This is a genomic window from Nocardioides endophyticus, assembly GCF_039543845.1.
Taxonomy (GTDB): domain Bacteria; phylum Actinomycetota; class Actinomycetes; order Propionibacteriales; family Nocardioidaceae; genus Nocardioides; species Nocardioides endophyticus.
Map to the genome: position 1 here is coordinate 504,732 of NZ_BAABKN010000023.1, position 21,822 is coordinate 526,553.

Sequence of the window (21,822 nt, forward strand, 5' to 3'; positions counted from 1 at the left end):
CCCCATGAGCCACACCGACAGCTATGGCGACGTCGAGATCCTCGGGATGATCGGCACCGCCGACGCATCCGAGATCCGCCCGAGCCGCGGTCCGGTGATCGACCCGGACTACACGGCGCGCTTCGCCAGGGCCCACGAGGAGGGCGGCTTCGACCGCGTCCTGATCGGCTACGGCTCGGGGTGGTCCGAGGGGACGCAGGTCGCGGCGTACGCCGCAGCGCACACCGAGCGGCTCGGCCTGCTGATCGCCCACCGGCCCGGGGTCGTGCACCCGACGCTGGCCGCGCGCACGTTCACGACCCTCGACCAGTTCAGCGGGGGCCGGGTCGCCCTCAACATCGTGACCGGCAGCAGCAACGTGGAGCAGCGCCGCGAGGGTGACTACGTGCCGCACGACGAGCGCTACGCGCGCACCGACGAGTACCTGACGATCCTCCGCAGCCTCTGGGACACCCGCGGCACGCACGACTTCGAGGGCGTCTACTACCGGTTCGAGGGCGCGACGCCCCAGGTCTTCCCCTACGAGGACCGGCATCTCGAGCTCTTCTTCGGCGGCAGCTCGCCGTCGGCGTACGCCGTGGGCTCGAAGCACGCGGACACCTACATGCTCTGGGGCGAGCCGCTGAAGGAGACCGGCGACCAGATCGCCTCGGTCGCCCGGCTCGCCGACGAGCACGGCCGGCCGGCACGCCCGCGGATCTCGGTGTCGTTCCGGCCGATCCTCGGCCGCACGGACGCCGAGGCGTGGGAGCGCGCGCACGGCATCCTCGACACGATCAACGGCGCTGTCGGCGCGCAGTTCAAGGAGAAGGTCGGGCAGATGCACCCGCAGGGTGCGACACCCGAGAACGCCGGCTCCCAGCGGCTGCTCGCCGTCGCCGAGAAGGGTGAGCTGCACGATCGCTGCCTCTGGACCCCGACGACCCAGGCGGTGGGCGGCGGCGGCAACTCCACCGCGCTCGTCGGGTCGCCGGAGACGGTGGCCGCCGCGATCCTCGACTACGTCGAGATCGGCGTCGACACGGTGCTCATCCGGGGCTACGACCCGCTCCAGGACGCCATCGACTACGGCCGCGACCTGCTGCCGCTGGTCCGCCAGGAGCTCGCCCACCGCGCGGCCACCCGGGTCGAGAAGGCGGCCGTCTGATCGTGGGGCCACTAGACGGGGTGCGGGTGGTCGAGCTGGCTCACGTGGCCGCCGGGCCGTTCGCGGGCATGCTGCTCGCGGACCTCGGCGCCGACGTGGTCAAGGTCGAGCCGCCGACCGGAGACCAGATGCGGGGCTGGCCGCCCTTCGCCGACGACGGCGAGGAGCGGTTCAGCCACAACTTCGCGTCGGTCAACCGCAACAAGCGGTCGGTGGTCGCCGACCTCAAGGACCCGGTCGACCTGTCCCGGGCGCAGGCCCTGGTCGCGGCCGCCGACGTGGTCGTCGAGAACTACCGGCCGGGTGTCCTCGACCGGCTGGGGCTCGGCTACTCGACGGTCAGCGAAGGTCACCCCGGCCTCGTCTACTGCTCGATCTCGGGCTACGGCCTGACCAGCCCCTATCGCGACGACGGTGCCTACGACGTTGTCATCCAGGGCATGTCCGGGCTGATGAGCGTGACCGGCGAGCCGGACGGCAACCCGGTCAAGGCGGGCGTGCCCGTCGGTGACTTCACCGCCGGGCTGTACGCCGCCTACACGATCGCCGCCCTGCTGCCGCAGGTCCGCGGCACCGGCCGGTCGGTGCGCGTGGACTGCCCGATGCTCGACTGCCTGCTCGGCGTCTCGGCCCTCCAGACGAGCGAGTACTGGGGCAGTGGACGCGAGCCGCAGCGGCTGGGTACGGCGCACCCGCGCAACGCGCCGTACCAGGGCTTCTCGGCGGCCGACGGCGACTTCACGGTCGCGGCCGGCAACGACCGGCTGTGGGCCGCCGTCGCCGAGGTGGTCGGCCGGACCGAGCTGGTCGGCGACCCGCGCTTCGTCACGCAGGTCGACCGGGTCCGCCACCAGGCGGAGCTCGAGTCGCTGCTGCAGGAGAGGTTCGCGGGCGAGAAGCGCGAGCACTGGCTCACCGAGCTGCGCGCCCGCGGCGTCCCGTGCGGTCCCGTCAACACCTTCGGCGAGATCCTCGCGGACCCGCACGTGGAGGCCACCGGTCTGGTCGCCCCTGTCGACGTGCCGGTCGCGGGGCCGACTCCGACGGTGGTGTTCCCCGTTCGGATCGAGGGGCAGCAGCCCCGGCTCGACCGGGGAGCCCCGCGCCTCGGCGCCGACGCAGCGGTCTACGACGAGTGGGTGACGACATGAGCATCCGCATCGATCGTGGCGACGTGTGGACGGTGACCCTCGACCGCCCGGAGCGCGCGAACGCGCTGTCGGTCGATCTCGTCGAGGCGCTGCACCATGCGCTCGACGCCGCCGAGGAGGCGCGGCCCGAGGCGCTGGTGCTGCGCGGCAACGCCCGGCACTTCGCGGCCGGCGTCGACCTGGGTGGCCTCGACGAGCAGACGGACGCGTCGTTGGCGCTGCGGTTCCTGCGGATCGGGCTGCTGCTCGAGCGACTGATCGCCGCGCCGTTCGTCACCGTCGCGGTCGCCGAGGGCGCGGCCGTCGGCGCTGGTGCCGACCTGGTGCTCGCCTGCGACCACCGGCTCGTGGGACCCGACGTCACTCTCCGCTTCCCGGGCTCGGCGTTCGGGGTCGCGCTCGGCGCCGTACGGCGCGCGGAGCTGGGCGCCGACCTGGTCACCGGGCAGCCCGACGATCTCTCCCGGGTGCTCCGAGCCGGGCCGCCCACCCGTCCGCCGCACGATGCCGACGCCGACCTGGCCGCGCTGGCTCGCAGCGTGGCCGTGCCCGGCCTGCGCGACCGTCTCGCGGCGTACGCCGCCCCCGTCCTGACAAGGAGTACGCAGTGACCCAGCAGATCATCCCCGTCGACACCGACGTCCCCGAGCTCGCGGCGTTCGCCCGCACGGTCGAGGACCTGATCGGTCGAGGCCTCGACGAGCGCGCCCTCACCTCGGCGATCCAGGCCGAGCTGACGGCGACCCTGGCGGCGGGCTTCGCGCTGCCGCCCGACAAGACCAGGCCGGACCCGAAGCGCTACGTCATGTACCCGCTGCACGTGGCGCCCGACGGCTCCTTCTCCATCGCGAGCGCGGTCTGGGACGTCGGCCAGGGCACTCCGGTGCACGGGCACGAGACCTGGGGCGTCGTCGGCATCTACAGCGGCGTCGAGGTCGAGACCCGCTTCGAGAAGCCGACCATCCCCGACCTCCCGCTCACGCCTCAGGGCACCGACGAGTGGGGGGCGGGCGAGGTCACCGTCTGCTGCACGACCGACGACGACGTCCACCAGGTGCGGTGCGGCGGAGACCAGCCCGTCCTCGGGATCCACGTCTACGGCGCCGACATCGGCACCCTCCCGCGCCGCTCGTACGACCCCGACACCGGAGCCGTCCACTGGTTCACCTCCACGTGGGCGCACTGAGAGGAGCACGTTGATGACCGTCACTGCCTGGGACGAACCGAGCGGCGCCACGCCGCGCGGCACCCTGATCGTGCTACCCGGCCGCGGTGAGACCGCCGCGTCGTACCAACGCTTCGGGCGGCGGCTCTCGGCCGACGCCTACCGCGTGCGCCTGGTGTCCGTTGAGCTCGACGACCTCGACGCCGCCCGGGTGACCGTCGAGAAGCTGCTCGCCGACGAGGCGCTGCCGGGCCCGAAGGTGCTCGTCGGCACCGACAGCGGGGCGACACTAGCGGCGCTGCTCGCGCCCGAGCTCCCGGCCGACGCCGTGGTGCTCGCCGGTCTCGCTCTCCCGGACTCGTCCGGCGTCGGGTCGTGGGAGGAGGAGGTGGAGGCGCGCACCGCCTGTCCGGTGCACCGAGGCGTGATCTCCCAGGACCAGGACTTCGGACGCGGCGGCCTCAACGAAGCGCTGCCGTGGCCGTCGGTCTCGCTGGCGCCCTCCGACAAGCCCACCCTGCTGCTGCACGGCTCGGCCGACCCGATCACGCCGGTGGCCGCGGCCCTCGCGCCGTACGCCGAGGCAGGCACCGTGCGGGTGCGCGTGGTCAACAACGGTCGTCATGACGTGCTCAACGACGCCTCGCACCGCTCGGTCGCCGCGACGATCGTGCTGTTCCTCGAGTCGCTCAAGCTGGGATCCGATCTGCCGGACGTCGTGAGCGCGGACTGGCGGGCCGCCAGTTGAGCGGGGTCGCCATCGTCACCACCAACTCGAGAGGGAGTGCGGCATGACCGTGCCGATCATCACCCTGCCCACCAACCAGGATCTCGACCCGACCCGACTGCGGGCGGCGTTCGGCATCTTCCCGACCGGGGTGGTCGCCGTCGCCGCCCAGGTCGATGGGCGGCTGGTCGGCCTCGCTGCCAGCTCCTTCACCTCGGTCAGCCTCGAGCCCGCCCTGATCTCCATCAACCTCGCCCGGACGTCGAAGACCTGGCCCGACCTGCGCCGGGCCCGCCACCTCGGTGTCACGGTGCTCTCCGACAGCCAGGCCGTCGTGTGCCGCAAGCTCGCCGGCCCGGTCGACGACCGGTTCACAGGGGTCGCGCACGTCGTCAGCGACGACGGTGCGGTCACCCTCGACGAGGGGCTGGCGCGCTTCGACTGCACGATCTACCAGGAGGTCGACGCCGGCGACCACATCCTCGTGCTGCTCGCACTGCACGCGGTGGAGCACGTCGACCCCGAGGGCGCGACGACGCCTCTGGTCTTCCACCGCAGCGGCTTCGGGCGGCTCGAACGGCCCGCCTAGTGGCGCGGTCCGCAGCACGACGAGCTGCGTGCGGAGCTGACTGCGGAGATCAACGCTCGGGCGGCTATCGCCCAGTGACCTCGTCGATCTGCTCACGGAGGATGTCGGCGTGCCCGACGTGGCGGATCACCTCGCTGGTCGTGTGGGCGAGCACCCAGCGCAGCGTCTTGCGGCGGCCGTCGACCTCGACGGCCGTCAACGTCTCGGGCGAGCCGGCGGCGGCGATGTGCCAGTCGGCCTCGTCGATCGCGGCGCGGTAGTCCGCGATCACCTCCGCCGCGGTGCGCTCGGGAGGCACGACCATGGAGAAGTCGATGTCGGCGTACGCCGGGTCGCCGCCGACGTGGTGCGCGAACCACCAGCGCTCGCCGGCAGCGCAGTGCTGGACCAGACCGAGCAGGGTGGTGTCGGACACGACCAGCCGCTGGCGGAGCTGCTCCTCGTCTAGTCCGTCGACCTTCTTGAGCAGGCAGGCGCGTGCGAAGTCGAGGAAGGCGTGGGCGGTGGAGAGCTCGCCGTCGTCGTCGCGGGGGACCTTCTCGCGCTGGGTCTCGAGCATGTGTCGACCCTAGATCCATTCACCCGCTGATGCGATCAGGCGGCGGCCCAGCGCGGCGACCGCCGGGATCCGGGCGAGCTGACGGCGCACCAGTCCGGGTCGCGTCCCCGACGACCTCGGGGCGCGGCACCCGGGCCGCGACGTACCTCCGTGCCGCCCGTCCGGTCACGCCGAGCGCGAGGCCGAGCCGGTCGGCGGTGATCCCCGGGGATGCCTGGATCAGCTCGGGGGCCTGCAGCGCTCGCGCAGTCGGGGAAGTAGATCGTCCGAGATGTCATTGGTGTGCCGCACATGACTGGGAGCTCCATCGGACAGGAGCCGCCGCTCGCCGGGACCGAGGTCGAGGCGCTGATCGGCTCGCCACCGGCCGTTGAGCGGACGTCATACGAATCGAGGCCTCTGGCCCACGATTCGTATGACGCTCGCCCGTCGGCAACGGTGTGCTTCCTGCAGACGTTCTCGGACTCAGCCCAGGGCCACCGTCAGCGCCAGCACCATGTCCGGGTCGTCGAGCCGGTCGCCGTACAGCTCACGCAGCTGCCCCATCCGGTAGCGCACCGTCTGGGCGTGCACGAAGAGGTCGGCGGCGACGTCCTCGCGACGGCCCTGGTGCAGCAGCCACGACCGCAGCGTGTCGGTCAGCTTCTCCGCCGTGCCGGGGCGCAGGTCGGCGAGTGGCGCGAGCAGCTGGGCGCGGAGGTCGGCGCGGGCGGCCGGGTCGGCCTCGAGGACCAGTGGCACCAGGTGCGCCTCGGTGTCCAGCTCGAGGCCGGCGGCGCGGGCACGCAGCGCGCGGTCGTACGACGCCCGCACCTCGAGCCAGGGTCTGGCCGGCCCGGCGGTGCACCCACGGGTGCCGAGGGTGCGGAGCAACGCCGTACGCCGGTGCCCGTGCGCATCGGGCACCAGCAGCAGCACGCTCTCGTCGAGGTCGGGCGCCTCGCCCACCGCGATCGTCGCCGGCGAGACGGAGGCGAGCACGGGCCGCACCTGTGACTCGGGCACGATCACGGCGGTCAGCGTCTTGGGCGGCTCCCAGCCGGCGCGTTCGGCCGCGGCCTGCACGGTCTCGACGGGGGAGTCGGTGAGCAGGTGGTGGGCGATCCGCTCGAGTCGGCGCTCCCGGACCCGGCCGGTCGTGGCGAGCTCGTCGGTGTGGCCGGCGACGCTGGCCGCCGACAGCTCGTCGATGTAGGCGAAGACCAGCTCGGCGAAGGCCACGAGTGTCTCGGCGTCCAGCCCGTTGCGCACGGCGGTGGTCGACATCTCGCGCCACGAGACCCGGGCGCCGATGCGGTACGCCGCGAGCAGGGCCTCGGTGGTCCGGCCGCTGCGAGCCTCACCGCGGCCGAGCTGGTAGGCACCTTCGACGGCCGGAGCGTTCGGAGTCGACACCTCTGCTCCCCGTCTGCCGCTCGCCAGCGAGAGGAAGCCGCCGAGCGCGAGCTGCACCGCGTTGCGGATGGTCTCGCCCATCGGCCCGCTGAACGCGTCGGTGTAGCTGGGGACCTCGTCGATGATGGCCGCGACCACGTGCTCAGCCACCTCGGGCAGCTCGCCGCGCATCCGCTCGACGGCGAGCGGGGGGAGCCGGAGTCCGTGGTCGGCGGTACGACGGGGGGCAGCCATACTCCTCTTTATCATCTGCGAACAACTGAGACCCAGATCTTCACGTCCTGCGGTCATGATCTTACGCCGAGAACGCAGCACACTGGAGTACATGAGCATCGCCATCCCCTCCACCACGACGCGGTCCACCCGCGGTCGCTCGCTGCGGGACAGCCTGCGCCGAGTGGCGGAGGCCGCGGTCACCCCGCTGGAGCTCAGCGACGTGCTCGACGTCTTCCACCCGCTGCGTCGGGGCGCCGACCTGCGGGCGAAGATCGTCGAGGTCCGCGCCGAGACCCGCCAGTCCGCCACAATCGTGCTGCAGCCGGGCCGCGACTGGACCGGCCACGTGCCGGGCCAGTACGTCCGCGTCGGCGTCGACGTCGACGGTGTCCGCCTCTGGCGCACCTACTCCCTGACCCACGGGCCGCGCGCCGACCGCCGGATCAGCATCACCGTGAAGGCGATCCCCGACGGTGTCGTCTCCAACTACCTGGTCCACCGGGCCCGCGCCGGTCAGATGATCCAGCTCGACCAGGCGCAGGGCGAGTTCGTGCTCCCGCAGCCGATCCCCGCCAAGCTGCTCCTCGTCACCGCCGGGTCCGGCATCACGCCGGTGATCGGCATGCTGCGCAACCTCTTCTCCCGTGCGGAGCGGCCCAAGACCGACATCGTGCTGCTGCACTCGGCCCTCTCCCGGGCCGAGGTGATCTTCGGCAGCGAGCTGCGGCAGTACGACGCCGCGGGCTGGCTGCGCCTCGTGGAGCTGCACACCGACACCCACGGGATGCTCGACGTCGACGACCTCGACGAGATCGTCCCCGACCTGGCCGAGCGCACGGCGTACGCCTGCGGACCGGCCGGCCTCCTCGACGCGCTCGAGGAGCACTACGTCGGACGCGACCTCGTCCTCACGACCGAGCGTTTCCGTCCGGTGACCGTCGTGGCCGGTGAAGGTGGCACGGTCACCTTCGCCAACGGCACGGTCGTCGAGGTCGACGGCGCCACCCCGATCCTCGACGCGGCGGAGAACGCCGGCGTCCTGATGCCCAGCGGCTGCCGGATGGGCATCTGCATGGGCTGCGTCGTCCCGATGAAGGAAGGGGCGGTGCGCGACCTGCGCAACGGCGCCCTGACCGTCGCAGTGCCCGGTGAGACCGGCCCCGGCGGCGTACGCATCCAGACCTGCATCAACGCGGCAGCCGGCCCCTGCCACATCGACCACTGAGAGCGAGGCACACCATGACCACGATCACCAAGAAGCCCGTCAACCCGACCGCTCACCTCACCCCCGAGGACATCGAGCAGCTCGGCCTCGAGCTCGACGCGATCCGCCAGGACGTGCTTGACAGCCGGGGCGAGAAGGACGCGGCGTACATCCGCAACGTCGTCACCGTGCAGCGCCGCCTCGAGCTGGCCTCCCGCGCGGTGCTCCTCGGCTCCGCACTGCCGCCGCTGTGGGTGCTCGGGACGGTCGGCCTGTCGGTCGCCAAGATCCTGGAGAACATGGAGATCGGCCACAACGTCATGCACGGTCAGTGGGACTGGATGCGTGACCCGAAGATCCACTCGACCACCTGGGAGTGGGACAACGCGTCCACTGCCGAGGGCTGGAAGCACTCGCACAACGAGATCCACCACACGTACACGAACATCGTCGGCAAGGACAACGACCTCGGCTACGGCATCATGCGCGTCGACGAGGACCAGCGCTGGCACCCGATGTACCTCGCCCAGCCGGTGTGGAACTTCATCAACGCCTGCTTCTTCGAGTACGGCATCGCGGCGTACGACCTCCAGCTCGGCAAGAACCTCGCCATCCCGAAGGAGAAGCGCAGCGAGACCTTCAAGGCCAACGCGCGCAAGACCCTCAAGAAGATCCGCAAGCAGGTGACCAAGGATTACGTCGTCAACCCGGCGCTCGCGATCCCGTTCGGCGGGTTCCTGCCGACGCTGGCCGCGAACTTCACCGCCAACCTGGTGCGCAACGTCTGGTCGCACTCGGTGATCATGTGCGGGCACTTCCCCGAGGGCGTGGAGACGTTCGAGCGGAAGTCGATCCCGGACAACGAGACCCGCGGCGAGTGGTACCTGCGCCAGATGCTCGGCTCCGCCAACATCTCCGGCCCCAAGGCGATGCACCTGATGAGCGGCAACCTGTCGCACCAGATCGAGCACCACCTGTTCCCGGACCTGCCGTCCAACCGGTACGCCGAGGTCGCGCCCAAGGTGCAGGCGCTGTTCGAGAAGTACGACCTCAATTACCACTCGGCCCCGCTGCCGCAGCAGGTCTACTCGGCCTGGCACAAGGTCGTCCGGCTCTCGCTGCCCAACGGCTGGATGGCGACGACCAACGTCAAGAACCTGCCTGAGCAGTCCAAGCTCCTGTGGGCGATGACCACCAAGGGCCCCAAGGTCCGCCGCGCCGCCGCCGCCCGCCTGCAGCAGCAGGCTCGGCGGATGACGACGGCTGCCTGAGCTGTCCGGGGATACCCGGTTCACCGGGTATCCCTGAGGTTCTCGGGCGTTGCAGTGCCCGAGAACCTCACGAACTGCCTGAGGAGTACGGCGCTCAGCCGCCGATCGCGTCCAGCTCGGCGACGTCTTGGGCCGATAGCGTCAGCCCCGCGCCGGCGACGTTCTCGCGCAGGTGGACGACCGATGACGTGCCGGGGATGAGCAGCAGGTTCGGCGAGCGCTGCAGCAGCCAGGCCAGGGCGACCGCCAGCGGCGAGGCCTCCAACCGCGCCGCCACCGCCGACAGTGCCGAGGACTGCAGTGGGGTGAACCCGCCGAGCGGGAAGTACGGCACGTAGGCGATGTCCTGCTCGGCGAGCGACTCGATGAGTGAGTCGTCCTCCCGGTGTGCGACGTTGTAGTGGTTCTGCACGCAGACGATCGGCGCGATCGCCTGTGCCTCCGCGACCTGGGCGGCGGACACGGTCGAGAGCCCGATGTGCCGCACGAGCCCCTCCTGCTGCAGCGCTGCCATCGCCTCCATCCGCTCGGCGATCGAGGCGTCGTCGGCGTCCATGATCCGCAGGTTCACGACGTCCATGGCGTCGAGCCCGAGGTTCTCCAGGTTGTCGAGCACGCCCTGACGAAGCTCGGCCGGTGACTGGGCCGGCAGCCACGCGCGCTGGTCGTCGCGACGACCACCGACCTTCGTCACGATCACCAGGTCGTCGGCGTACGGGTGCAGCGCCTCCTTGATGATCCTGTTGGTGACGTGCGGGCCGTAGAAGTCGCTGGTGTCGATGTGGTTGATCCCCAGGTCCACCACCGTGCGCAGCACCGCGAGCGCGCCGTCGTGGTCGGCGGGCGGCCCGAAGACGTGCGGGCCGGCGAGCTGCATGGCGCCGTACCCGACCCGGGTGACCGTCAGGTCGCCCATCGTCCAGGTGCCGCCGGGGAGTGAGGTCGTCGAAGTCGTCATGCCACCACCTTGGGCCGTGGCGGCCCGGACACCCAGATCCCCGCTGATCCTGGGAGTGGCAGGGACAGGGACGGTACGACGAGCGCGGCTACCGTGACCGGTGTGAGTGACGACAACCGACTCGGCGACTACCTGCGGGCGCGTCGCGAGCTGGTGACCCCGGAGAGCGTCGGCATCCCGGCGCACGGCGTACGACGCGTCGCGGGCCTCCGCCGGGAGGAGGTCGCGATGCTCGCCGGCATCAGCGCCGACTACTACCTCCGCCTGGAGCAGGGCCGCGATCGCAACCCGTCGCTGCAGATCCTCGAGGCGCTCGCCCACGTCCTCCAGCTCGATGCGACGGCGACCGACTACCTGCTCCGCCTGGGTGCGCCCCGTCCCCGGACACGCGGGCGCTGGCCCCGGCCGGAGACGGTGCCGACCGCGACAGCCCAGCTGTTGAGCGTGATCGGGCTCCCGGCGTTCGTCGAAGGGCGCTACCTGGACGTGCTCGCCGCCAACCCGCTGGTCACCCTGGTGTCGCCCAACGTCCGGGTCGGGGAGAACCGCCTGCGCTCGGTCTTTCTCGACCCCACCGAGCGCGCCCTGCATCCCGACTGGGCGCGTACGGCGCCGCGGCTGGTCGCAGGCTTCCGCAACCGGATCGGCGACCGCATCGACGACCCGCGCGTCGTGCAGCTGGTCGGCGAGCTGTCGCTCGGCAGCGAGGAGTTCCGCAAGGCCTGGGCTCGGCACGACGTGAAGCCGATCCAGAGCCGCTCGATCCGGATGGACCACCCGCAGGTCGGCGAGCTCGAGCTCGCCCTGTCCAAGCTGGCGATCGAGGGGACCGACGGACAGATGCTGGTGATCTACCACGCCGAGCCCGGCACCGAGTCCGCCGACAAGCTCACGCTCTTGTCGAACCTCGCGACCGGCGCGCCGAGGTCCCCCGATGTCGGGACCAACGACTCTGCGCTCCCGGACCGCGCACCGCCACGATGGGTGGGTCGGACCGAGTAGAGGAGGACACCGTGCAAGAGGCCATCGACCTGACCCAGGACGAGTGCCGACGCCTGCTGGACTCGGGTGTCGGCGGGCGGGTCGCGCTGTCCTCTCCGAACGGCCCGCACATCGTGCCGGTGAACTACTCGGTCGTCGACGACGCGATCATCTTCCGCACCTCGCCGTACAGCGTGCTGGGCACCTACGGGCGCGACAGCATGCTGGCCTTCGAGGTCGACCAGTTCGACCACGAGCGGCAGCACGGCTGGAGCGTCGTGGCCCGCGGACGTGGCGAGGTCGTCGTCGACGTCGACCAGCTGGCGCACATCCGCAGCACCTGGGAGCCGCGGCCGTGGGCGGCCTCGGGGGCTCGGGGGCTGCACCTGCGGCTGCGCTGGACCGAGCTCACGGGCCGCCGGATCGGTGTGGGCTGGGACCTGCAGGCCTCGCTCGCCGTCCGTCGCACGGTCTGACCGCGTGCGGCACACTGGGCCGGTGCCGCCTGAGCAGTCCGAGAGCCTTCCCTCTTCCGCGAGGGCACTCCTCGAGGCGGTCACCGCGATCTCGTCCGACCTGGACCTGCACTCGGTGCTCACCCGGATCGTCGAGGCGGCGACCCAGCTCACACAGGCAAGGTACGGCGCGCTCGGGGTGATCGGCAGCGACGCCTTCCTGGTCGAGTTCGTGACGACCGGCATCGACGAGGAGGGTCGCGCGGCGATCGGCGACCTGCCCCACGGACGGGGCATCCTCGGCCTGCTCATCCACCACCCGGAGCCGTTGCGTCTCGACGATCTCACCCAACACCCGCAGTCCGCCGGCTTCCCGCCCAACCACCCGCCGATGGGCTCCTTCCTCGGCGTGCCCGTCCGCATCCGCGGCACCGTCTTCGGCAACCTCTACCTGACCGAGAAGGCCGGGGGGCGGTCGTTCACGCGTGAGGACCAGTCCCTCGTGGAGTCCCTCGCCAGTGCCGCCGGCTTCGTCATCGACAACGCCCGGGCCTATGGCCTCAGCGAGCGTCGACGGCAGTGGCTCGAGGCCTCGGCGGAGCTCTCGGAGGCGTTGCAGCCGCCGATCCAGCTCGAGAGCGCCCTGACCGAGGTGGCCCGCGCAGCGCGCGCGATGTCGGGCGCGACCGCAAGCGCCGTACGCCGCCTCGCCGACGGCAACGCCGTCCACACCGTCGTCGCAGATCCGGCGGCGCTCGCCGGTGTCGAGCGGGCACTGGCCTCGCTCGACGACGAGGCCTGGCCTCGGCCTGACACGGCGCCGGTCGATGTCGAGCTCGGTGACTTCCAGGCCACGCTCGTGCCCCTGCGCACGCACCTGGTGGGCAGCGGGCTGCTGGTCCTGCTGTTCGACCGGCCCATGGCGCCGTTGGCGTACGAGGACCGGGCTCTGCTGGCGTCCTTCGCGGACCAGGCGGGACTCTCCGTGGACCGCGCCCAGGCGATCGAGGACCGGGCCGAGCTCGCGGTCACCTCCGACCGGGAGCGGATCGCCCGCGACCTGCACGACCTGGTGATCCAACGGCTCTTCGCGACGGGACTACAGCTTCAGGGCGCCGGCCTGATGGCCACCACTCCGGACGTCGCGGCTCGGCTGGACCAGGCGGTCGAGGCCCTCGACCTCACCATCAAGGACATCCGGGGCACGATCTTCGAGCTGCAGCGACGCGACCACGGACCGTCGCTGCGCGCCGACCTCCGCAACCTCGTTCGCGAGTACGCGCCGTTGCTCGAGTTCCGGCCGACCGTGCAGACGGCCGGGCCCGTGGACACTGCCGTCGGTGCCGAGGTCCGCGAGCAGCTCCTTCCGGTGCTGCGCGAGGCACTGTCCAACCTCGCCCGGCACGCCGGGGCCGAGCACGCCGAGATCTCGTTGACCGTGGACGACCGTGAGGTCCGACTGGCCGTTGTGGACGACGGCGTGGGGCTCGGCGGCCTGGCCGTCGAGAGCGGGCTGCGCAACGCCCGCCGCCGCGCGGCGGGGCTCGGGGGCTCGCTGGAGCTCACGCAGCGCGAGCCCCGAGGTACGTCGTTCGTGTGGCGGGTCCCGCTTCTCTAGCTCTGCAGTAGCTTGCTGGCGAGCACGGCCGCCTGGGTACGGCGCTCGAGTCCGAGCTTGGACAGGATGCTCGAGACATAGTTCTTGACCGTCTTCTCGGCCAAGAACATCTGCTCGCCGATCTGCCGGTTGGTCAGGCCCTGCGCGATGAAGCCGAGGAGCTTGAACTCCTGCTCGGTGAGCGTGGACAGCTCGGGCGCCAGGGTCTGCGGGTGCCGGACCCGCTCGAGCACGCGCGTGGTCATGATCGGGTCGATGAGCGAGTTCCCGGCGGCCACCTGCCGGATCGCGGTGACCAGGTCGGTGCCCTTGATCTCCTTGAGCACATAGCCGGCGGCGCCGGCCATGATCGCGGCGAAGAGCGCCTCGTCGTCGTCGTACGACGTGAGGATCAGTGCCCCGATCGACGGATCGACCGCGCGCACCTCGCGGCACACCTCGATGCCCGACCCGTCGGGGAGCCGGGCGTCGAGCACCGCCACGTCGGGGTGCAGCGCGGGGATGCGATGGGCGGCGTCGATCGCAGAGCCGGACTCTCCGACGATCTCGATGTCCCCGGCACTCTCGAGCAGCGCGCGCAGGCCCTGGCGGACGATCTCGTGGTCGTCGAGGAGGTAGACCCGGATCTTGCCGGAGGTGTCGGTCATGACCCCGTTCTACCAGTGGGTCGTCGGTGGTGGTCGCGCGTCGCGCCAGGTCGGTCTGAAGGTCCCGCGAGTCGGTGCCGAAAGACCCCCGTGAGCGAGGACTCCGGCTCTGACCGTGAGGTCGGCGCGCTCCTAGCGTGAGTGACATCAAGAGACGGCGGATCACCGCCCCAACCAAGGAGTCACCGATGCGATCTGCATTCGACAAGCTGATCTCGTGGACGGGTCTGGCACTGGCCGCCGTCCTTCTCGTCGCCGGAGGCCTGCTGACCTGGGCCAACACGTTCATCGACAACCAGGTGCACGACCAGCTGAGCATGCAGGGCATCACGATGCCCGAGGGTGAGGCGCTCTCGTCCCTGCCCAAGGCGGACGCCGAGGCGCTCGAGCAGTACGCCGGCAGCCCGCTCGACACCGGGCCCGAGGCGAAGGCCTTCGCCGACCACTACATCCTCGTCCACATGAATGCGTCCAGCGACGGCCAGACCTACGAGGAGGTGAGTGGCCAGTACGTCGGGATGACCGACGAGCAGAAGGCCTCCCCGGAGGGCCAGGCCCTCGGCGGTCTGCGACAGACGCTCTTCATGGGCAACACCCTGCGCGGCCTGCTCCTCTACGGCTACGCGTTCGCCACCATCGGCACGATCGCGGGCATCGCCGCCATCGCCGCGTTCGTCGGAGCCGGCGTGCTGCTGGTCCTCTTCGCCCTCGGCATCTGGCACGCACGGCGTACGCCCACCACGACCGAGGTCGGCACCAGCGCTGGAGTGCCTCAGCTGGTCTGATCGGCCGGCCCACGAGCTCCCGGGGATCCGTTCGGATCCCCGGGAGCTTCACATGTCTACCGGAGGCCCAGCGCGACGGCCTCCTCACGCAGCTCCTCGCGTACGGCGGGGTGCGCGGCGTGCTCGATGACCTGCCTGGCCTGCTCACGCTGGTCGCGGCCGAAGACCTCGGCCAGGCCCTGCTCGGTGACGATCGCGCTCATCTGGAACGACGTGATCGGCTCGTCCACCATCGGCACGACGGTGGAGCAGTCGGCCTTCGGGTGCCAGGAGCGCAGGGCGATGAACGCCTGGCCGCCGGTGCTGTGCAGGGCGCCCACGATGAAGTCGGTCTGCCCGCCGAACCCGGAGTGGATGCGGGCGTTGATCCGCGAGGCGTTGGCCTGTCCGAAGAGGTCGACCTGGAGCGCGGTGTTGACGCTGACCATGGCGGGGTTCTGCGCGATCCGGGCGGGGTTGTTGGTCTCCTCGGTGCGCACCATCGCGACCCGCTCGTTGCCGTCGACCCACTCCAGCAGCTCGGGAGAGCCGAAGAGGAACGACGCCGAGATCGGCACGTTGCGGTCGAGCGCGCCGACCTTCTCCAGCGCTAACACGCTGTCGGAGAACATCTCCGTCCACACCCGCAGGCCACTGCGGCCGGTCAGACCGTGCAGGGTCGCGTCGGGGACCGCCCCGATCCCGGCCTGAAGGGTCGCGCCGTCGGCCACCCGGGCGGCGACCAGCTCCCCGATGCGGGCGGAGGCGTCGTCGATGGTCGTCACGGGTGCGGTGGGCAGCGGGGCGTCGGCCTCGACCAGGACGTCGATCAGGTCGAGGTCGACCACCGCGTCTCCGTACGTCCAGGGCATCCGGTCGTTGACCTGGGCGATCACCACACCGCCCCGGCGGCGTACGGCCTCGAGAGCCGCCGGCAGCACGTTGACCTCGACACCGAGCGAGACGGCGCCGTTGCGCGGCCTCGTGGTGTGCAGCACGACGGCGTCCGGGATCAGCTCGCGGGCGAAGAGCGTCGGCACCATGGACAGGCGGGACGGGACGTAGCTGAGTCGCGGGCTCCGGCGCATGCCCGGCCCGACGAACGACGTCTCCAGGATCACTCCGTCGCGATCCGGCAGCCCGGGCTGGCCGTTGAGCACCCAGAGCCGGTACTCGTCGAGCGCTGCGTCCACGAGGCCGAGCGTGTGCCAGGGTGTCGCGTGGTTGCCGGACACGACGATCCGGGGGTTGGTGGGCAGGGTCGCGAGCGCGCGGTCGAGGTCCACCCCGCCATTCCACCACCGGTCCGCCGCGCCGTACCGGGTCGGAGGTCCCGTTCGGCGGGGCGGACGGCATGCTTGGCGCATGAGGTTCACCGAGCACGAGCTGACGGCCGCTCTGACCGGCGCGGCCAAGAGCGTGCTGGCCGCCCAGGACAAGTCGGTCCGCAAGGGGCGGCGCAGCGTCGACGAGGCCTGGGACGCGCTCACGCAGTACGAGCGCTTCCAGTTGCTCGACGGCCTGGGCGACCAGGTGCTGCCGGTGCTCGTCGCGCTGCCCGACGTCGAGGTGCAGACCGGGACCCGGCCGACGTTCACCACCGAGCAGGTGACCGCGACCGTCGAGGAGAAGGTCGGCGACGACGTGGGCCGGCTGCGACGGGCGGTCCTGGTCAAGGCTCGGGTGATGCTGGTGCAGGTCGCCCTGGCCAACGTGCCGCCACGCAGCGACCCGGACGCGCTGACGGTCCCCGACCACCTCTGAGAGACTGCGTACGGCCGATCGACCGGTGAGCGAGGTGGGGTGGCATCGAAGCAGAGGGCGCGCCGCTGGACCGTCCTCGCCTGCCTGGTCATCGTCGCCGTCCAGGGCGTGCTGCTGGCGACGCTGACCCTGCGCGACGGCGCCGGCTCGCCCCATGACGTCCCGATCCTGATCTCCGCCCCCGCAGTGGTCTCGTCGGCGCTCGCCGACGAGACAGGCGCGATGCCCGGCAGCCCGGTCGACGCCGGGTGGACGGACGACGAGGACGAGGCACGTCAGGCGGTCCGCGACGGCACCGTCGTTGCCGCCGTACTCGTGGACCTGCGTGAGACGACGGACGTCGTCCTCGTCAACGCGCGGGCTGACGACGACCTCAACGAAGCCGTGGTCGACCAGATCTCCTCGGTGGAGGCGACCCACGAGCGCAGCGTCAAGGTGCAGGAGGTAGCCGGCTCGGGCTCTGACGGCGCCGCCGACCGGGTCCGCCTCTTCGCCGTGCTCTGCGGGCTGGTGGGCTTCGGATTCGTGCTCGTCGTGTCGCTGGTGCGCGGGCCGGTGGCGCGGACGGCCGGGATGGGTGTCGTCCGGGTGCTCAGCCTGGGCGCGGTCTCTCTTGCAGGTGCGGCGCTCCTCCAGCTCCTGCCCGCAACCTCGCTCGGGGACGGCACCTTCGCCGTGCTCGGGCTCGGCGCGCTCTATGCGTTCACGCTCGGAGCGATCGCGCTCGCCGTCGAGGCCCTGGCCGGGCTCGTCGGCCTGGTGGCCGTGGCCGCGGCGTACTTCATCCTGGCCACGCCGCTGCTGGCCGGCACCAGTCCCTACCTGCTGCCGGCGCCGTGGCCGGTGGTGTCGCCGTGGACGCCGACCGGGGCCACCCAGCAGGCCCTGGCGGACACGGCGTACTTCGACGCCGGGCGCGCCCTGCAGCCGACCCTCGTGCTCGCGGCCGCCGCACTGTTGGCTGTGGTGGCCCTGGTGCTGTCGCGCGGACTGCGCGACCGCGGCCTCGACCTCGGCGCGAGCGGCGACCCGGTCGTGGCCATGCCGGTGCGGCACTGGCGTCTGTGGGTGGTCGGCGCGCTGCTGCCTCTGGCGCTCGTGCTCGGCCTGGTGATCGCCTTCGTGCCGACGCAGGTCGTCGCCGCCGGCGCGCTGCCGAGCGTCGCGTCGGAGACGACCTGCGTCGACCACGGTGGACGACCCCGCAACGTCGCCCAGCTCAACAAGCAGATCGCCACGATGCAGGGCAGCCCGGCGTTCCAGGGCGGCGACGTAGGCGCCGACGTCCAGCTCGCCGACGGCCGGTTCCTCGTCGTCTTCGGTGACACGCTGCGCAGTGACGACTTCGACGGACCTCGGTTCGCTCGCAACTCGATGATGCTGTGGGACACGGACTGCGTCTCCGTGGTGCTGCCGCCGTCGCAGGGAGCGCTGATCCCCGACCGCCTCGACGGGGTCGGCTACTGGCCGATGTCGACGGGGGTGGCGCACCGACCCGGCTACGACCTGGTGCTCGTCTCGACCCAGCGGGTCAAGGCGACCGGCACCGGCTCCTTCGACTTCGCCAACCTCGGCCCCGCGCTCGCGGTCTTCGTGGTGCGCGACGGTGAGACGCCGCAGCTGATCGATGTCGGCGACATCGGGGACGACGACAAGCAACGGAGCCGGCCCACGTGGGGGGCCGCCATGGCGGTCGACGACAATTGGCTCTACCTCTACGGGACCGCGAACCCCGACCAGGAGGGTGTCTTCGGCTTCTCGCTCCACGTGGCCCGGGTGCGGCCCGACGACGTGATCGAGCCGTCGAAGTGGCGCTTCTGGGACGGGACGTCCTGGCAGCGCGACGCCAGTCGCTCCGCCGAGCTGGTGCCGGCTGTCGGGGGCGTGTCGCAGACGTTGAGCGTCTTCCATCGAGGCGAGCGCTGGTACGCCCTCAGCAAGCGTGACGGCGACCTCGGCCACGAGATGGTCTTCTGGACCGCGCCTGCTCCGACCGGGCCGTTCACGCCGACCGACCCCGTGGCGTCGTTGCCGTCGGACCCGACCACCGGCGCCGTCACCTACATGCCGCTCGCGCACGCCGAGGTGTTCCCCGCGAAGGGGACCGTGGTGGCGTCGTACAGCAACAACAACATCGATCCCCAGAAGGTCATGAAGGATCCGACGCTCTACCGGCCGACGTTCCTGCGGGTGCCGTTGCCGGACTGAGCGGCTCCGGCTCCGTCTCGCCCTCGATCGAGACGTGGGGGAGGACGCGGTCGAGCCAGCGCGGGAGCCACCAGGCCGCCCGGCCGAACAGCACCAGGATCGCGGGCGCCAGCGTGACCACCAGGATGCCCGCGAGGAGGACGGCGACCGACAGTCCGACCCCGAACTGCTTGATCGTCGGGTCCTTGTTGAGGATGAAGCTGGCGAAGACCGACGCCATGATCAGGGCGGCCGTGGTCGTGATCTTGGCGCTGGACGCCAGTGCCGCCTGGACTGCCGCCCGCGCCTCGTCGCCGGCGTGGTGGTGCTGCTGCACGTGGCTGACGAGGAAGACCTCGTAGTCCATCGAGAGGCCGAAGAGGCCTGCGAACATCATCAGCGGCACGTAGCTGGCGATCGGCACCGAGTCGGCCGCGGTGTCGATGCCGAGCAGCGAGATCCCCCAACCCCACTGGAAGGCGGCAGTGAGCACGCCGAAGGCGGCCGCTGCGGACAGGACGTTGGTGATCGCCGCCTGCAGCGGGATCAGCAGCGACCGGAACGCGATCATCAGCAGCAGGAAGCCGAGCAGGATCACGGTCCCGATCACCAGGAGCAGGCGGGCCGAGATCAGCGCGGCGAGGTCGACGTACGACGCCGTGTAGCCGCCGACGTACGACGTGATGCCGCCGCCCTTGTTGGTGTCCGGGAGGACGGTGTCGCGCACGTGGGAGACGAGGTCGGCGGTGTCGTCGGACGCCGGCGCGGTCGCGGGGACCGCCGACAGCAGGACGACGTCGCCCTTCTTGTTGAGCTGGGGTGGGGTCAGCGACACCACCCCGGACGTGCCCGAGAGCCCGTCCTGGAGGTGGACGACCCGGGGGTCGGTCCCGCGGGGATCGCCGCCGGCCTGCGTCACCATGTCGGTGAGCTCCTGCTTCAGCTGCTCGGCCTGCTGCTGCTCCTGCTGGGCCTGCTTCTGCTCGTCCTTGAGCTCGTCGGCCTGAGCCTGGAGGTCGGCCGCCTGCTGCTCGAGCGAGGCCGCCTGCCGCTGCAGCTGTGCGCCCTCGCGCTGGAGCTGTGCGCCCTGCCGCTCCAGCTCCGACTTCTGGCTCTCCAGCCGGTCTGCCTGGCGCTGCAGGTCAGCAGCCTGCCGCTGGAGCTGTGCTGCCTGGGCCTGCAGCCGACGGGCCCGGTCGGCCAACCGGCGGGCGTCCGCGGTGAGCGGGGCGAGCTGACGGCGTACTTGCACCTTGCGCTCGCGCACGTCCGCGAGCCGAGCCCGCAGCCGCGCCACCCGGTCGGGATGTCCCCGCGCGCGGTCGATCCGGCGCAGCAGCACCCGTTCGCGTACGTCGAGCCGCGCGAGCTCGCGGGCGAGCGGCCTGATCTTCGCGGCCAGGGCGCGGGCCTGCCGCTCCAGTGCCGTCCGCTCCGACTGGAGCCGGGAGCGCTCGGCCTCGAGCCGACGCTGCTCTCGCTGGAGGTCGGCCGCCTGCTGCTCGAGCGCGCGTTGCCGAGCCTGCAGCTGCCCGGCCTGGCGTTCGAGCGACGCCTGCTCCTGCTGCAGCCGGGTCTGCTGGCTCTCGAGCTCCTGCTGTTGCTGCTCGAGCGCCTTCTGCTGCTTCGGCAGGTCCTTCTGCTTCTGCTCCAGGTCCGCCTGCATCGACTGCGCCTGGTCGTACTTGTCCGTGTACTCCCTGCTCGGCGCCGCGACCGGGTCGAGCCCGGAAGCGACCTGGAGGGGGCCGTTGTAGCCGACGCCGAACCCATCGGTGATCAGGTCGTACGCCTGCCGCTCGGTCGTCTCCGGAGAGGTGGCCCCGACGTCCTCCTGCCCGAGCTCGAGCGTGAAGACCGGGATGATCAGGGGGACCAGGGCCGCCAGAGACACCACGGCGACGAGGGCGGGCCGGCGGTGCACCAACCCGGCCCAGCGGCTCCAGAGACCGGCCTTCCGGCTCGACCTCGGCCGCATGAAGGCCGGCAGCGACAGCCAGGCGATGCGGTGCCCGAGCAGCCCCAGGAAGGCGGGGAGCAGGGTGATCGCGACGAGCACCGCGGCGACGACGGCGATCGCGGAGGCCAGGCCGAGCGCGCTGACGAGCGGGATGCCGGCCACCCCGAGCGACAGCAGCGCGATGACGACCGTGCAGCCGGCGAAGACGATCGCGCTGCCCGAGGTCGCGACCGCCTGGGCGATCGAGTCGACGGGGGACATGCCGCTGCGGAGGTGCTCCTGGTGCCGGGTGATCAGGAAGAGCGCGTAGTCGATGCCGACCCCGAGCCCGATCATCGTGGCGAGGGTGGGGCCGCTGGACGGGATCGTCACGGCGTGGCCGAGGAGCCCGATGACGCCGAGCGCCACGCCGAGTCCGACCACAGCGGTGACGATCGGCATCCCCATCGCGACCAGGCTGCCGAGCACCAGCGTGAGGATGATCATCGCCGCGACGATGCCGACGACCTCGCTGATCTCGGAGTCGTCGGTCGACAGGGTGGAGCCGATGGATCCCGCCGCTGCGACGGTGATGCCCGCGTCCTCTGCAGGCTTCGTCGCGTCGAGGACCTCCTGGGCGAGCTCGGGGGTGAGGTCACCGGACCCGATGTCGAGCAGCACGGGCGCGAACGCCGTCTGGCCGTCCTTCGCGACCAGGCCCGCGGTCTGCCCGGAGCTGCTCAGCGGGTTCGTCACGCTGTAGACGTGCGGGACTGCCTTGATCGCCTTGACCGAGTCGGCGATCGCCTGCTTGTTCGCGTCGTCGGTGAGCTTGCCCTTCGACACGTCGAAGACGATCGGGTTGACGCCGTTCTGCTGGGGCGGGAACCGGTCCTCCAGGAGGTCCTTGGCCGCCTGGCTCCCGGTGCCGGGGAGCGACAGGTCGTTGTTGGTCTGGGCGCCGTACGTCGCGACGGCGACGCCCACGCCGAGGCCCAGCAGGACCCAGATGCCGATGACGACGAGGCCGTGGCGGGCGCAGAACGACCCCAAGGTGCGCAGCAGGCGGGCCATTTTCCGAGGAT

20 protein-coding genes are annotated in these 21,822 nt (G+C 71.4%); 14 read left to right on the forward strand and 6 right to left on the reverse strand.

What is annotated here, in order from left to right; all coding sequences use genetic code 11:
• Window positions 1-4 precede the first annotated feature (4 nt).
• From ABEA33_RS19530 to ABEA33_RS19555, 6 genes are read left to right on the forward strand one after another with little or no spacing between them, the layout of a single operon-like run.
• Entirely contained in the window at window positions 5-1,147 is a 1,143-nt protein-coding gene (locus ABEA33_RS19530) for an LLM class flavin-dependent oxidoreductase (protein WP_345528605.1), read from the forward strand.
• A gap of 2 nt (window positions 1,148-1,149) precedes the next feature.
• On the forward strand, window positions 1,150-2,298 hold the full coding sequence (locus ABEA33_RS19535) for a CaiB/BaiF CoA transferase family protein (protein WP_345528606.1): 1,149 nt from the start codon (window positions 1,150-1,152) through the stop codon (window positions 2,296-2,298).
• On the forward strand, window positions 2,295-2,909 hold the full coding sequence (locus tag ABEA33_RS19540) for an enoyl-CoA hydratase/isomerase family protein (RefSeq protein ID WP_345528607.1): 615 nt from the start codon (window positions 2,295-2,297) through the stop codon (window positions 2,907-2,909). Before ABEA33_RS19535 ends, ABEA33_RS19540 begins: the two co-directional genes overlap by 4 nt.
• Window positions 2,906-3,484 carry a cysteine dioxygenase family protein gene (locus tag ABEA33_RS19545; protein WP_345528608.1) on the forward strand — a complete coding sequence of 193 codons (579 nt, stop codon included), beginning with the start codon at window positions 2,906-2,908 and terminating at the stop codon, window positions 3,482-3,484. Before ABEA33_RS19540 ends, ABEA33_RS19545 begins: the two co-directional genes overlap by 4 nt.
• A 13-nt stretch (window positions 3,485-3,497) precedes the next feature.
• Window positions 3,498-4,211, forward strand: a complete 714-nt coding sequence (locus tag ABEA33_RS19550) for an alpha/beta hydrolase (RefSeq protein ID WP_345528609.1) — start codon at window positions 3,498-3,500, stop codon at window positions 4,209-4,211.
• A 43-nt stretch (window positions 4,212-4,254) separates the two neighbouring features.
• Window positions 4,255-4,779 carry a flavin reductase family protein gene (locus ABEA33_RS19555; RefSeq protein WP_345528610.1) on the forward strand — a complete coding sequence of 175 codons (525 nt, stop codon included), beginning with the start codon at window positions 4,255-4,257 and terminating at the stop codon, window positions 4,777-4,779.
• Between the two features lie 64 nt (window positions 4,780-4,843).
• Here the strand turns inward: ABEA33_RS19555 and ABEA33_RS19560 are convergent, their stop codons facing one another.
• Window positions 4,844-5,338, reverse strand: a complete 495-nt coding sequence (locus ABEA33_RS19560; RefSeq protein ID WP_345528612.1) for a DinB family protein — start codon at window positions 5,336-5,338, stop codon at window positions 4,844-4,846.
• 465 nt (window positions 5,339-5,803) lie between these two features.
• Window positions 5,804-6,967 (reverse strand): PucR family transcriptional regulator, encoded by a 1,164-nt coding sequence (locus tag ABEA33_RS19565; protein ID WP_345528613.1) that lies wholly within the window; start codon window positions 6,965-6,967, stop codon window positions 5,804-5,806.
• Between the two features lie 91 nt (window positions 6,968-7,058).
• Here ABEA33_RS19565 and ABEA33_RS19570 point away from each other — a divergent pair, with 91 nt between their 5' ends.
• Complete coding sequence (locus tag ABEA33_RS19570) at window positions 7,059-8,174, forward strand: ferredoxin reductase (protein ID WP_345528614.1); 1,116 nt, start codon at window positions 7,059-7,061, stop codon at window positions 8,172-8,174.
• A gap of 14 nt (window positions 8,175-8,188) precedes the next feature.
• On the forward strand, window positions 8,189-9,424 hold the full coding sequence (locus ABEA33_RS19575) for a fatty acid desaturase family protein (protein ID WP_345528615.1): 1,236 nt from the start codon (window positions 8,189-8,191) through the stop codon (window positions 9,422-9,424).
• A gap of 94 nt (window positions 9,425-9,518) precedes the next feature.
• On the opposite strand, the gene ABEA33_RS19580 is transcribed toward ABEA33_RS19575, so the two are convergent.
• Window positions 9,519-10,382, reverse strand: coding sequence for an aldo/keto reductase family oxidoreductase (locus tag ABEA33_RS19580; RefSeq protein ID WP_345528616.1), 864 nt, complete (start codon window positions 10,380-10,382; stop codon window positions 9,519-9,521).
• Between the two features lie 102 nt (window positions 10,383-10,484).
• Here ABEA33_RS19580 and ABEA33_RS19585 point away from each other — a divergent pair, with 102 nt between their 5' ends.
• Genes ABEA33_RS19585 through ABEA33_RS19595 form a run of 3 tightly spaced genes read left to right on the forward strand, consistent with a single transcriptional unit; the run spans window position 10,485 to window position 13,436 of the window.
• A complete protein-coding gene (locus tag ABEA33_RS19585) occupies window positions 10,485-11,384 on the forward strand; it encodes a helix-turn-helix domain-containing protein (protein ID WP_345528617.1) in 900 nt (299 codons plus the stop codon).
• An 11-nt stretch (window positions 11,385-11,395) separates the two neighbouring features.
• Window positions 11,396-11,839: a pyridoxamine 5'-phosphate oxidase family protein gene (locus ABEA33_RS19590; RefSeq protein ID WP_345528618.1), complete on the forward strand. Its 444-nt coding sequence runs from the start codon at window positions 11,396-11,398 to the stop codon at window positions 11,837-11,839.
• A 22-nt stretch (window positions 11,840-11,861) separates the two neighbouring features.
• The gene (locus ABEA33_RS19595) at window positions 11,862-13,436 is read left to right on the forward strand and encodes a GAF domain-containing sensor histidine kinase (RefSeq protein WP_345528619.1); all 1,575 of its coding nucleotides are present in this window, start codon (window positions 11,862-11,864) and stop codon (window positions 13,434-13,436) included.
• On the opposite strand, the gene ABEA33_RS19600 is transcribed toward ABEA33_RS19595, so the two are convergent.
• Window positions 13,433-14,083 carry a response regulator gene (locus ABEA33_RS19600; RefSeq protein ID WP_345528620.1) on the reverse strand — a complete coding sequence of 217 codons (651 nt, stop codon included), beginning with the start codon at window positions 14,081-14,083 and terminating at the stop codon, window positions 13,433-13,435. The genes ABEA33_RS19595 and ABEA33_RS19600 overlap by 4 nt on opposite strands.
• 188 nt (window positions 14,084-14,271) lie before the next feature.
• Here ABEA33_RS19600 and ABEA33_RS19605 point away from each other — a divergent pair, with 188 nt between their 5' ends.
• A complete protein-coding gene (locus ABEA33_RS19605) occupies window positions 14,272-14,868 on the forward strand; it encodes a hypothetical protein (RefSeq protein ID WP_345528622.1) in 597 nt (198 codons plus the stop codon).
• Between the two features lie 56 nt (window positions 14,869-14,924).
• Here ABEA33_RS19605 and ABEA33_RS19610 read toward each other — a convergent pair whose 3' ends face one another.
• The gene (locus ABEA33_RS19610) at window positions 14,925-16,133 is read right to left on the reverse strand and encodes an acetyl-CoA hydrolase/transferase family protein (RefSeq protein ID WP_345528623.1); all 1,209 of its coding nucleotides are present in this window, start codon (window positions 16,131-16,133) and stop codon (window positions 14,925-14,927) included.
• Between the two features lie 79 nt (window positions 16,134-16,212).
• Here ABEA33_RS19610 and ABEA33_RS19615 point away from each other — a divergent pair, with 79 nt between their 5' ends.
• Together ABEA33_RS19615 and ABEA33_RS19620 are read left to right on the forward strand one after the other, a co-directional pair.
• Window positions 16,213-16,611 carry a hypothetical protein gene (locus tag ABEA33_RS19615; RefSeq protein WP_345528624.1) on the forward strand — a complete coding sequence of 133 codons (399 nt, stop codon included), beginning with the start codon at window positions 16,213-16,215 and terminating at the stop codon, window positions 16,609-16,611.
• 39 nt (window positions 16,612-16,650) lie between these two features.
• Window positions 16,651-18,819, forward strand: a complete 2,169-nt coding sequence (locus ABEA33_RS19620; protein WP_345528625.1) for a DUF4185 domain-containing protein — start codon at window positions 16,651-16,653, stop codon at window positions 18,817-18,819.
• Here ABEA33_RS19620 and ABEA33_RS19625 read toward each other — a convergent pair.
• A complete protein-coding gene (locus tag ABEA33_RS19625; RefSeq protein WP_345528626.1) occupies window positions 18,761-21,811 on the reverse strand; it encodes an MMPL family transporter in 3,051 nt (1,016 codons plus the stop codon). The genes ABEA33_RS19620 and ABEA33_RS19625 overlap by 59 nt on opposite strands.
• Window positions 21,812-21,822: the final 11 nt, after the last annotated feature.